The sequence below is a fragment of the Archangium sp. genome (assembly GCF_036388035.1).
Lineage (GTDB): Bacteria > Myxococcota > Myxococcia > Myxococcales > Myxococcaceae > Archangium.
Window position 1 is genome coordinate 13427 of the sequence record NZ_DASVSO010000765.1, and the last position, 13693, is coordinate 27119.

The window sequence follows — 13693 nt, forward strand, 5'->3', positions numbered from 1 at the left end:
CTTTTCGCGAGGCCCGCCTTTCATGGATCAGCCGAACCTCCGTCGACCCGCTGAGCGTGTCGCCTCCGACCGGCCCTTCGCCGAGGCCGAGGCCGCGCTCGAGAAGGCAGGCCGTGTCGAGGAGCTCATCCGTCTGTACGAGGGACGCGCGCGAGAGACTCCCACCGCCGAGGCGGTGCGGGTGCTGGTCCGCGCGGGACAGCTCGCCTATGAGCGGCTGCGCAACCCGACCCGCTCCGAGGAGCTGCTGCGGCGCGCGCTGTTGATCGCCGAGGATCCGCGTCCCGTCCTGCGCGGGCTGAAGACCGTGTACGAGGCGCGCCAGGACATGGCCGCGCTCGTCGACGTGCTGGAGCGGCTCGGCTCGCTGAGCCAGGACGAGGAGGCCTCGTCCTCCTTCGTGAAGGCGGCGAACCTCCACGAGCAGAAGCTCTTCCGGCGTGACCGCGCGGTGCTGTGCCTGCAGCGGGCCACGCGGGTGAAGCCGGATCGCGCCCTCTTCAAGCGCGCCCGTCAGCTCCTCCTGAGCGAGGAGCGCTTCCAGCCCATCTTCGAGTCGCTGGAGCGCGAGCGGGCCGCGCTGGGCGGCGAGGGCATGGTGGAGGAGTACCTCACCTTCGCCGAGCGGCTGGTGGAGGATCCCACCGAGCACGTGCTCGCCCAGCAGGCGCTGGACGTCGTGCGGGAGCTGGAGCCGGGGAACGCCCGGGTGGAGAAGGCCACCCAGACGCTGCAGCGCTTCGAGCAGACGTGGCGCGAGCGCGCGCGCATGCTGCGCGGCATGTCCCTGGAGGAGCGTGACCGCAAGAGCGCGGCGCGGCTCTCCCTCCTCGTGGCCAAGCTGCACGCCTGGTACGAGCCGGCCGCGATGGACAAGATGAAGGAGGCGCTGGAGCGCTGCTTCCTGCTGTGGCCCGGCATGCCCGAGGCCCTCAACCTCATCGAGCGCGTGGCCGAGCGCAACGGGGACTTCGCGCCGGCGCAGACGTGGTTCGAGTCGCTGGTGGGTGAGGCCCGCGAGCGCAACGCCCAGGTGGACCTCTGGCTGCGGCTGGGCACCCTGCGCCTCACCCGCCTCAACGACGCGGTCGGGGCTCTCGCCGCCTTCGAGAAGGCCGCCACCGTGGACCCGGCGCGCGCGGACGCGGCGAGCCTCGGTGCGGAGCTGCTGCTGGAGCAGGGCCGCACGGCGGATGCGCTGGCCATGCTGGAGCGCTACCTCGGCACGGTGAAGGACCGTGTGACGCAGGTGGCCCTGCGGCTGCGGCTCGCGGATCTCTGCCTGCAACAGAAGGATGGGGCCGCGGCGAAGGGGCACCTGGAGGCCGCGCTCAAGGCGGATCCGTCCAACGCGCTCGCGGCGTTCCTGCTCGCGCGCCTCCTCGCGGAGGAGGAGAACTTCGAGGCCCTGGAGCCGCTGCTGGACCTGGCACTCCTCGCCCCGCGCCCGCGCTCCGAGCGCGTGGCCTTCTGCGAGGGGCTCGCGCTCCTCTACGAGGAGCAGGACAACGCGCGGGGAGCCTTCGAGGTGCTCGCGCGCGCCCTCGCGCTGGACCCCACCCGGCCCATGCTGCTGGGCTCCGTCCTGGAGAACGCGAGCAAGGCCCAGGCGGAGCCCGCGCTGGCGGTGGCGCTCCGGCGCGCGGCCCTGGTCGCGCCTCCCGAGGCGGCCCTCACGCTCTGGCGGCACCTCGCGCAGCTCCTCCAGGGACCGCTGGCGGACCCCGCGGGCGCCGAGGCGGCCTGGCAGGAGGTGCTCGCGCGCGCTCCGGGAGACAGTGCGGCGCAGGAGGCCGTGCGTTCGCTCCGGGCCTCCGCCTCGCTCGCGGATGACCCGCGGGTGCGCCTGGAGGGAGAGATCGCCCGGCGCGAGGCGTCTGGCGCGGCTCCGGGAGAGCTGGAGCCCATGGTGCGCGAGCTGGTGAAGCTTGCCCCCGAGGATGCGGCTCCCGTGCGGCGCCTGCAGGCGCTGTGCGTGGCGCTGTCCAGGTTCGAGGAGGCCGCGGCGCTCGCCGGCAAGCTGGCGAAGCTGGCCGAGACGCAGGTGGAGCGCAGCGACTGGGCGGCGCGTCAGGCCCGGCTGTACGCCGAGCGCCTGAACCGCCCGCAGGAGGCCGCGGGCCTGTTCCTCCAGCTCCTGGCGGAGAACGTCGCCACGGGCGTGGTGTTGGGCGGGCTCGAGCGGCTCGCGTCGGCGGGCGTGCGCACGGCGGAGATCTCCGAGGCGCTCGCCAACCACTACGGCCGCAGTGGCGACCACCAGCGCCAGGTGTCCGCGATGCTGCAGCAGCTCGAGGGCACCCAGGACGCGGCGGTGCGCCAGCGCCTGTTCGGTCAGATCGCCGGCATCCACGAGAAGCAGCTCGCCGACAGCCGGGCCGCCTTCGACCTGCGCGTGCGCGCCCTGCGGGAGATTCCCACCGACGAGGTGAACCGCGCCGACGCGGCGCGACTGGCGCACGACCTGTCCGCCCACGCCGAGCTGGTGCGCGTGCTGCGCGCGCTGGCCACGGAGGCGGAGGCGCCGGCCCTGGCGGTGCAGCTCCTCTCCGAGGCGGCGAAGCTGGCCGAGGATTCCGGAGCGCTCCCCGAGGCCATCGGCTCGCTGGAGACCGCGTTGCAGCGGGATCCCGAGTCACCCGAGGTGCTCGGGCTGCTGATCAAGCTCTATGGCAGGGCGGGCCGTGCGGCGGACGCGGACGCGCTGCTGCGCAAGCGCATCCAGACGGCCCCGAAGGTGGAGAAGGTGGAGCTGCAGCTGCAGCTCGTGGAGCTCAACGCCGGGCTGGGCCGTCCACTGCAGGCCGCCGAGGCGCTCCAGGCGGCCATCCAGTCGGGCGCGGACGAGGTGCGTCACCTGCCGCGTCTGGCCGAGCTGTACGAGAAGGCCGGCCGCAACCGGGAGCTGGGCGAGGTGCTCGCCCGGCAGATCGCGCTCGCCGAGGACGCGGGCGATCTGGATCGCGTGGCGCGCCTGACGCTCAAGCGCGCGCAGGTGTTGCAGGACTCGCCCGGAGACCGCACCGACGTGGTGCGCAGCTTCGCGGACATCCTCCGCCAGCGCCCGTCGGACACGAGTGCCCGCGAGGCGCTCGAGGGCATGCTCGCCGACGGCAACGCGCGCGAGGAGGCCGCGCGGGCGCTCATTCCCGCCTACGAGGCCACCAAGGACCACCGCAAGCTGGTGGCCGCGCTGGACGTGCTCGCCGAGGTGGTGCGCGACGACGCGGCCCGGGTGCTGGCGCTCCGGCAGGCCGCGCAGGTGCACCTGACGCAGCTGCGTCAGCCGGAGCTGGCCTTCGCCTCGCTGGCCCGGGCCCTGCGCCTGACGCCGGGGGACATGCCACTGCGCGCCGCCGCGCGCCAGGCCGCCGAGGACGCGGACTCGCTGGATGCCTACGCGGAGATCCTCATCGAGCTGACCGAGGAGGGGAACACGGGGTCCGCCCGGGCGGGCCTGCTGCGCGAGCTGGCCGAGGTCCAGGAGAAGAAGCTCGACGACCGGAACGCCGCGGTGTCCTCGCTCCGCGCCCTGCTGGCGCTGGAGCCGGGCAACCTCGACTGCCTGCGCGCCCTGCAGCGCCTGCATCGCGCGGGTGAGGAGTGGGCCGCGCTCGCCGAGGTGCTGGAGAAGCTCGCCGCCGCCGCCGCGGAGCCGGCCGAGCAGCTCGCGTACCTGCGCGAGGCTGCCCTGCTGCACGAGTCGAAGCTGTCCGACAAGGAGAGCGCCGCCGATGCCTGGCGCGCCATCGCCCAGCGCGATCCGCTCCAGCGCGAGGCCACCGCCTCCCTGGATCGCCTCTACAACGAGCTCGGCCGGCCGAAGGACCTGGCGTGGGCGCTCGGTCTGCGTCGCACGCAGGAGGGCCAGAGCCCGCAGGGCCGCGAGGTCTCGTTCCGCCTCGCCGAGCTGCTGCGCACCCAGCTCGATGACGCCAACGCCGCGCTCCAGCTCTACCAGGGCATCCTCTCCGAGGACCCCGGCCACCCGGGCGCGCGCGCCGCGCTCGAGGAGTGGGTGACCGCCGCCGTGCCGATGAGCGCGGGGGCGCTGGAAGTGCTCGACCCCGTGCTCGCCCGGCTGGGAGACCATGCTCGCCGCGTGTCGCTGCGCGAGGCGCGCATGGCCTCCGCGCTCACCGTGGAGAAGGCGCAGCTCGCGGGGGAGATCCGCCGCATCTACGAGCAGGACATGCACCAGCCGTCGCTCGCCTTCATGGCGGCGGTGAAGGCCTTCGCGCAGGGTGTGGAGCGCGAGTCCCTCCAGCAGGAGCTGGAGCGGCTCGCCCGCGAGACGGGCTCGCACGAGATGCTGGCCGAGCTGTACGAGGAGGCCGCGGCGGATCTGCCCGCGGGCGACACCTCTGCGCTCGGGCTGCTGCGTCGGTCCGCGGAGCTGCGCGAGCAGCTCGGCCAGACGGAGGAGGCCGCCAGCGTCTGGAAGAAGATCCTCGAGGACGCGCCGCAGGACCGGCAGGCGCTCGAGGCCCTCTCGCGGCTGTACGAGCGCGGGCAGAACGCCAAGAGCCTCTCCGAGGTCTACGCCGCCCAGTCGCAGCTCGCCCAGGACCCCGAGGCCCGGCGCGCCCTGCTGGTGAAGGCGGGCGAGGCCCATGCCGCCGCGGGCGATGACGCCAAGGCGATCGAGACGTGGCGCTCGGCACTGGCCATCCGCAAGGCGACCGACGGGTTGCTCGCTCTGGACAAGCTGTTCGCCAAGACGCGGCGCTTCGTGGAGCAGGCGGACGTGCTGGACCAGCTCGCCGGGCTGTCCACGGACGTCGAGTCGCGCCGGGGCTTCATCCTGCGCCGCGCGCAGCTCCTGGAGAAGGAGGGCAGCAACGCCGAGGCGCTGAGCTCCTACCGCTCGCTGATGGAGCTGGCGCCGGGAGATCCGCAGGCCGTCTCGGGCCTGGAGCGCATGCTCCAGGAGGAGACGCAGCGGGCGGAGGCGGCACGACTGCTGGAGCCCGTCTACCGGAGCCTCAACGACACCCGGAAGCTGGTGGAGGTGCTGGAGATCCTCCTGCAGGGCACGCAGCCCGCGCGGCGCCTGGAGCGCATCCAGGAGATCGCCACCCTGCGCGAGGCGCTCGGCCAGACGTCGCTCGCCTTCGCCGCGCGCCTGCGCGCCTTCAACGAGGCCCCGCAGGACGACGGCGTGCGCGATGACCTGGAGCGGCTCGCTGCCGACTCCGGCTCCTTCGAGGAGGTCGCGGCGGCGTACGAGGATCAGCTCGACCGCGGCGCCACCGAGCCCCTGGCGGGTGACCTGTGGCGGCGGCTCGCGGGCATCTACGACGGGCGCCTCAAGCGCTACGACCTGGCTGTGCGCGCGCTGGAGGAGGTCAGCCGGCGCGATCCGCAGAACAAGCAGGTGCTGGAGTCCATTGCCCGCGTGCATCGGCGCACGGGAGCGAACCGTGAGCTGGCGCTGGTCATGCGCCGGCAGGTGGCGGCCGAGCCGTCCGTCGCCGCCCAGGTGAACGTGCTCTTCGAGCTGGCCCACCTCGCCGAGGAGACGCTCACCGACAAGGCGCTCGCGGCGCAGACGTACCGCGACGTCCTGGAGCGCCGGCCCGAGGACGCCAACGCCCTCAAGCTGCTCGGCCGCGTGCTGACACAGATGGAGCGCTGGCCGGAGCTGGCGCAGCACATCGAGCGGGAGATCCAGCTCGCCGACTCGCGCAAGGCCCAGGAGGAGGGGAGCGATCTGCGCGTGCGCCTCGGCCGCCTGAAGTTCAGCCGCCTGGAGGATCCGCGCGGGGCGCTGGAGCTCTACCAGGAGGTGCTGCGGCGCCGGGCCGGACACCCCGGTGCGGTGGGCGCGCTGGAGGAGATGGCGCGCTCGGACACTCCGCTGCGTGGCCAGGCCGCGCTGGCGCTCGAGCCGGTGTTCGCGGCGGTAGGCGACCACCTCAAGCAGGTGCAGATGCTGGAGTCGCGCGTCTCCGCCGAGCCGGTGCCCCAGGAGCGCGCGGCGCTGCTGCGCCGCATCGCGGAGACGTACGCGGGTCCGCTGGACAACGTGGAGATGGCCTTTCTCTCGGCCACGCGCGCGCTGCGCGATCAGCCGGACGATGCGCGCACGCTCGAGCTGTGCCTCTCGCTGGTGGACAAGGCGGGGGCCGCCGAGGAGTTCGCGGCCGTCCTCTCGGAGATCGCCCCTCGGGCGAGTGACGCCGCCCGCGCCGAGCTGTACAAGGCGCTCGCGAAGCTCCAGGCGCGCCTGGGCGAGGACGACGAGGCGCTGGCCTCGTGGCGCAGGGTGCTGACGCTGCGGCCCACGGACACGGACGCGCTCGATGCCGTGGTGCGCCTGGTGGCCGAGCAGGGCACGCCGCAGGAGTTGCTGGAGGTGCTGCGCCGCCAGCTCGCGGGGGCCGAGGAGCCGGCCCGCCGTGCCTCGGTGCTGCTGCAGATCGCCGTGCTCCAGGAGGAGAAGCTGCAGGATGGGCTGGGCGCACTGGCCACCCTGCGACGCCTGCTGGACGTGAAGCAGGACGACGCCGCCGCGCTCACGCGGATGGACGGCCTGTGCCAGAAGCTGGAGCGCTGGCCGGAGATGGCGGACGTGCTGGCGCGCCGCATCGCGCTCGTGTCGCCCGAGGAGGGGCTGGAGCTGAAGTTCCGCCTCGCCGTGCTGCGCGAGACGAAGCTGCTGGACAAGGCGGGAGCGCTGGCGCTCTACGGCGAGGTGCTCTCGCTGCAGCCCAACCATGCCGGTGCGGTGGGCCGCATGGAGGCGCTGGTGGCCCGCGAGCCGCAGAACCTGCTCGCGGTGGAGACGCTGCTGCGCGCCTTCCGGGCGAGCGGTGACGTGGCTCGGCTCGCGTCGCTCATCGAGACGCGGGTGGGGGTGTCCCCGGACAAGCACGAGCGCAAGACGCTGCTGGGCGAGCTGGCCACGCTGCGCGAGGCGCAGGGCGAGCCGGAGCTCACCTTCCTGGCGCTCTTCCGCTCGTTCAAGGAGGACCCGAACGACGTCGAGCTGCGTCAGCGTCTGGAGAACGCCACGGACGCGGCCGGCTCGTACGACGAGCTGGTGGTGGCCTACGAGGAGGCCCTGCCTCGCGTGGCCGAGGCGACCGACGCGGCGCGGATGTGCCTCAAGCTGGGCCAGCTCTTCGAGTCGCGCCTGCGCGAGCCCGAGCGCGCCGTCGTCTACTTCGAGCGGGCGCGCACGCTGGATCCGACGTCGCAGCAGCAGTCGCTGGTGGCGCTGGATCGGCTCTACCTCCTGCTGGAAGCGTGGCCGGAGCTGGCCAACGTGCTGGAGGCGCTGGCCTCCTCGGCGGAGGAGAAGGCCGACAAGGTGGGCTTCCTCTTCCGCCTGGGTCAGCTGCTCCAGGAGAAGCTGGACAGCATGGACCGGGCGGCCTCCGCGTTCGAGCAGGTGCTGGCGCTGGAGCCCGGGCACCTCGCCTCGGCGCGGCTGCTGGAGACCATCTACGACGCGGCCGGCGCGCACGACAAGCTGTACGCCATCCTGAAGGTGCAGTCCGAGCGCGTCACCGGCCCCGAGCGTGAGCGTGTCATCACGCGCATGGCGCAGGTGTCCTCCGAGGGCCTGTCGGACCTGGGGCGCTCCATCGAGCTGTACCGCGAGCTGCTGGCAAAGAACGCTCGCAACGAGCAGGCCTTCTCGGCGCTGGAGTCCCTCTACGAGAGGGCAGGGCGGCACGAGGAGCTGCGCACGCTGCTGTCCGACCGGCTGGCGCAGACGTTGGATCCGCGCGAGGTGGTGCGGCTCAACGAGCGGCTGGGCCGGGTGCTGTACCGCCTGCTGAAGCAGCCCGAGGTGGCGGTGAGCTACCTCAAGGCCGCGCTGGAGCGCGACGCACGGCACCGGGGCGTGCTGGACACGCTGCGCGAGCTGTACGAGGAGACGGGGCAGGCGGAGGAGCTGGTGGGCATCCTGCGGCGGCTCGTTCCGCTGCAGGAGTCGGCCGAGGGCGTGAAGGCGCTGCGCCTGCGGCTGGCCGAGGTGCTCTCCGGGATGGGTCGGCGCGAGGAGGCGCTGGACGCGGCCCGCCGTGCGCTGGAGGTGGAGCCGCACTCGGTGGAGGACCTGGAGCGTGTCCACGCGCTCTTCGTCTCGCTGCGGGCCTACAACGACGCGGTGCGCGCGCTCGAGCTGAAGGTGCAGGTGCACCAGCTGGTCGAGGAGCGGGACCAGGCGGTGGCCACGTGGTTCGCGGTGGCGGACCTGTGGTCCGGCGAGGGCAACAAGCCCGAGCTGGCCGCCGGCGCGCTGGAGAAGGTGCTGGAGCTCGACCCGGCCAACCCCACGGCCTACGCACGCGTGTGCGAGCTGTACCGCGGGCACAATGACTGGCGGGCCTACGCGCAGGTGGTGGATCGCTACCTGCCGCACCTCGTCACGGAGGAGGAGAAGCTCGCCACCCTCAAGGAGCTGGCGAGGGTGCAGGAGGAGCGGCTGGGCCAGAAGGACGTGGCCTTCCTGGCGCTCTGCCGCGCGCTGCAGCTCGACGCCTCGGACGACCACCTGCGCGAAGAGGTGGAGCGGCTCGCCGACGAGACGGGCTCCCACGAGGAGCTCGCCGCCGTCTACGAGGAGGTGGCGGATGCGCTGCCTCGCGGCCCGCTGGCCGAGCGGATGTACGCCACGCTGGCGCGCGTCCACGACCAGAAGCTGGACGATGCGACCTCGGCCGAGGGCGCACTGCGGAAGATCCTCGAGTTCGATCCGACGAACGCCACGGCGCTCGACGGGCTCGCGGGGATGTTCCAGCGGCGTGGCCGCGTGCGCGAGTACGTGGTGGCGCTGGAGCAGAAGCTCGAGGCGGCCGGCTCCATCGAGGCGCGCAAGGTCATCCTCCGGGAGATCGCCCGCGTCTTCGAGGAGCAGGGTGACCCGGACGAGGCCGCGAGCGCACTGCTGCGCGCGCTGGACCTGGAGCCGGACGCGGAGACGCTGGGCGTGCTCACCACGCTCTACCGCAACCAGAAGGCCTGGCAGCACGTGGCGTCCACGCTGATGCGGGCGCGAGACCTGGCGGGCACCGTCGAGGAGCGGGCCCGCATCCAGGTCGAGGTCGCGGGAGTCTACGAGCGGGACATCGGCGACGACGAGGCCGCGGTGGCCGCCTACCGCCAGGCGCTCGAGTTCGAGCCGTACAACCCCACGGCGCTGGAGGCACTGGAGCGGCTGCACACGCGGCTGGACCAGCCGGCGGAGCTGCTCGCCACCTACGAGCGCATGCTCGAGGTCATCTCCGACTACCGCGAGCGGGTGCGCGTGCTCTTCCGGTGCGCGAGCATCTGGGAGGACAAGTACCAGAACCCGGCCAACGCGGACGCCTTCATCGAGGGCGTGCTGGCCATCGACCCGCAGAACCTGCAGGCCATCAAGGCGCTCATCCGCCTGCGGCGCATGCAGGCGCGCTGGGAGGACCTGGTCGCCGCCTACGAGCGGCAGCTCCAGCTCGCCACGTCGGTGCAGGAGCAGGCCGAGCTGTACGTGGAGATCGGCAACGTCTACCACCAGCAGCTCAAGCAGGTGGACCGGGCGGTGAACACCTACTCCTACGCGCTGGAGGTGGATCCGCAGAGCCGGCCCGCGCTGCACGCGCTCGGCAAGCTGTACGAGCGCAGCGGCAACTGGCCCTTCGCCCTGGAGATGCTGGCGCGCGAGGCGCAGATCGCCGGCCACGCGCCCGACGCGGTGGAGCTGCACTACCGCATGGGCAAGATGAACGAGGACATGCTGATGGACACGGGCAGCGCCCGTAGCTGCTACCAGCAGGCCCTCGCCATCGACCCGAGCCACCTGCTCAGCATCCGCGCCCTCAAGGGCATCCAGGAGCAGGAGAAGGACTGGGACGGCTACGAGCAGACGCTCCTCCAGGAGTCGCAGCAGACCGAGGACGGCGAGGCCAAGGCGCGCGCGCTGCTCGAGGTGGCGCGCTACAACGCCGAGACCAAGGGCGATGTGGACACGGCCACGGCCTACTACGAGGAGACCCTCAAGTACGCGCCGGACAGCCTGGACGCGGCGCGCCCGCTGTCGGACGTCTACAGCGCGCGTGAGGACTGGGTGTCCGCCGAGCGGATGCTCGACATCGTCGTGCGCAAGATGGCGGAGAAGGCCATTGCCTCGAAGGACGCCGCGCTCACCGCGGACCTTTGCCGGCAGCTCTACCGGCTGGGCTACGTGGCGGACAAGCTGGGCAAGCGCGACAAGGCACTCGACTCCTACGAGAAGGCCTACGGCCTCGACGCCACCTACCTGCCGGCGCTCGAGGGCTACGGCAACCTGCTCGTGCACGCCAGGCGGTACGAGGAGGCGCTGCGCATCTTCCAGACCATCCTCATCCACCACCGGGAAGAGCTCACGGACATGGAGGTGGTGGAGGTCTACTGGCAGCAGGGCGACATCTACGCGAAGCTGAACCAGTCGGATCGCGCGCAGAACCACTTCGAGAAGGCGCTGGCCATCGACTCCAGCCACGAGGCCTCCCTGCGCGCGCTGGTGGCGCTCTCGGACAAGGCCGGCAAGTGGGAGCGGGCCGCGGATCTCCGCCAGCAGCTCGCCAACGTGCTGGAAGGGGAGGCGAAGGCGCGGGTCTTCCTGGAGCTGGGCCAGCTCGCGCGCGAGAAGCTGAGCGAGCCGTACCAGGCCATCGACGCGTACACCGGGGCGCTCAAGCTGCAGCCGGAGTCGCTCGAGGTGCTGGACGCGCTCTACGTGCTGCTGCGTGAGACGCGCCAGGGCCAGAAGGCGGCGGACATGCTGGAGCGGATGCTCCGGCTGCCGGCGCTGGCCGCCGAGCCGAACAAGGCCAAGCGGGTGTGGTTCGCGCTCGGCGAGCTGCGCCGGGACGAGCTGCGTGACCTCGAGGGCGCGACCGCGGCCTTCAACACGGCGCTGGACCTGGACCACCGCTTCGTCGAGGCCTTCAGCGCCATCGAGGCGATGCTGGGTGGCGCGGGCCAGTGGAAGGCGCTCGAGGAGAACTACGCGAAGATGCTCGGGCGCATGCCCAAGACGCCGGACACGCACGCGGCGCGCATGGCGCTGTGGCGGGCGCTGGGCGACCTGTACCGCCAGGTGCTGAAGAACCAGGAGGGCGCGGTGGCGGCCTACGGTGTCGTCGCCAAGGGCCTGCCGGACGACGCGCAGGTGCAGGAGGTCTACGCCGAGCTGGCGGGGGCCTCTCCGGGCAAGGAGGACGAGGCCCTCGCCGCGCTCCGCCGCGCCCTGCCCAACACGGGAGATCCGCGCAAGGTCGTCTCGCAGTTGGTGCGCCTGTCCGCGATGCGCAAGGACTACGACGGCGCGTGGCTGGCCGCGCAGGCCGTGTCGGGGCTGCTCGGCGAGGCGGGGGATGACGAGAAGGAGATCCTCACCAAGCTGGGGCCCTACGCCAAGCGCAAGGAAGTGGCCCAGCGGCCGCTGTCGGACCAGATGTGGCAGACGCACCTGCTGCACCCGAAGCTGCGCGGACCGCTCACCGAGCTGATGGGGCTGCTCTTCGCTCAGGTGGGGCACCTGTACGCGGTGCCCTTCCAGCACTACCAGATCGTCCCGAAGAAGCACCGCATCGACCTGCCGAGCGCGCAGGAGTACCACGTGCAGCACTACCGCTACGTGGCCCGCCTCTTCGGGCTGGACGCGGTGGAGCTGTACTCGCCGCACCTGGTGGTCCGTCGCGAGAACATGGCGAAGCGCTCCAACGAGGCGGCGCCGGATCCGCTCGTGAACGTGGAGGTGCTGCAGACGCACCCGGCCTGCCTGCGCGCGGGCGGGCGCTTCTTCGCGGAGCAGGGGCAGAAGGAGGCCTACTACCTGCTGGGGCGGACGCTCGCGCTGGTGCGCCCGGAACTGGCCTTCAGCCAGCGGCTGGCCCCGGAGCGGCTCGAGGCGGTGGTGCAGGCGGCGCTGAGTCTGGTGGTGCCCAACCTGCGCTTCACGGTGGACCCGCGACTGGTGGATGCCGAGCGCAAGCTGCTGGAGAAGAGCTTCAACGATCCGGCCCGCGCGGCCCTGGCCAAGGTGGCGCGCGTCTACCTGCCCGCGGCCACGCCCACCGACGTGCGCCAGTACCTCGAGGGCGCGGAGCTGACGGCCACGCGGGCCGGCTTCTTCGCCGCCGGGGAGTGCGAGCCCGTCAAGCGCATGGTGATGGGAGAGACCGGCTCGGCCTTCCGGGTCGCTCCGAAGACGAAGTTGAAGGAGCTGCTGCTCTTCGCCACGTCCGAGGAGCTCCGCGAGCTGCGTGTCGCGGTAGGTACGGACGTGGAGGTACAGGTAAGGAAGTAGAGGCGAAGTTCGAATGAACGTGGAGACCCGAAAGGGATCTCACACGTTCAAGGAGGCAGCCGGGCGGGCGAGGTTCGCATCCTTGACCCCCCCGGATGCCACCTCTACGATTCCGGCGGGTTTTCTCCCGTCTTTTCTGAGGGTTGCGGGGAACGATGCGTTTCGTCTGCGATAGCTGCCGCGCGCAGTACATGATTAGCGACGACAAGGTTGGCGCCAAGGGCGTCAAGGTTCGTTGCAAGAAGTGCGGCTACAACATCGTGGTGCGTCCAGCCGGCTCCGCGCCGGCGGTGGACGAGGGGTCGGCCAATGAGGCCGCCCACGGTGCAGCCGCGTCCCAAGGGCCGTCCAAGAGCGACAGCACCGGGCTGCCCGCGACCCTGGGCACGCCTCCCGAGGGGGGCCTGTTCAGCGGCGTCGAGGAGGATGAGCTGGGCGCCGTGTTCGACCAGGTGCTCAACTCCGGGTCGCACAAGATTCCCGCGGGCGAGCCAGGCGGTGACAAGCCGGCCCTGGTGGACATGGCGGTCGTCTCGGACGCGGGCGCGACGGTGCGCAAGCTCGTGGAGGCCGAGTCGAGCAGCGCGAAGACCTCCTCCCACGAGTGGTTCGTCGCCATCGACGAGAAGCAGGTGGGCCCGCTCTCGATGGAGAAGGTGAAGGACTACTGGGACCGGGGCGAGGTTGGCCCGGACAGCCTGTGCTGGCGCGCGGGCTTCAGCGACTGGATTCCGCTCTCGGAGGCCTCGGAGCTGGCGTCGGTGCTGGCGCCGCGCCCGACCAAGGCCGTCATCGTGGCACCCGCGCCGATGGAGGCGCCCGCGCCGGTGGCCTCGGGTCCGGTGGAGTCCGCCTTCAGCGCCGGTGGTTTCTCGAAGTCGGCGAAGTCCGAGTCTCCGGTGGCCTCGGGGCCGTCCGCGACGCAGGAGTCTTCCGGCTGGAAGCCCTCGGCCGCGAGCGTGCTCGCCTCGCTGGTGAAGGAGGAGAACGAGGCGATGACGAAGCCGGCCCCCAAGGCCGCGCCCGTGGAGGAGAAGGCGAAGCCCGTGGTCTCCGGGCTGCTGGATCTGCCTCCGCCAGAGGCCGCGCCCGTGGCCGCGCCGAGCCCCATGAGGGCCGAGGCTCCCGCGCCCGCGCCATACCTGGCGCAGCAGCCGATGCCGCAGGCCTACGCGCCGCAGCATGCGCAGCAGCCGTACGCGCAGCAGATGCCGCAGGCCTACGGGCCGCCTCCGGGGTACGGCTATCCGCCGCCGGCAGCGCCCGCGCCGAAGCAGGGCGGCAAGATGGGGATGATCATCGGCTTGGTGGGCGTGGTGTTGCTCGCCGGTGGGGCGGGGATCTTCTTCGCGACCCGGCCTTCCGAGCAGCCAGCCCCCGTGACGCCGCCCGCGGCGACGCAGCCGG

Annotated in this window: 2 protein-coding genes; both read left to right on the forward strand. The window is 72.2% G+C overall.

Annotation, left to right across the window (positions count from 1 at the left end; translation table 11 throughout):
* The first annotated feature begins 22 nt into the window (after positions 1-22).
* A complete protein-coding gene (locus tag VF697_RS31495) occupies positions 23-12286 on the forward strand; it encodes a tetratricopeptide repeat protein (RefSeq protein WP_331100761.1) in 12264 nt (4087 codons plus the stop codon).
* A 191-nt stretch (positions 12287-12477) separates the two neighbouring features.
* Positions 12478-13693, forward strand: a 1216-nt coding sequence (gene gltJ / locus VF697_RS31500; RefSeq protein ID WP_331100763.1) for an adventurous gliding motility protein GltJ, incomplete at its 3' end; no start/stop codon positions are given.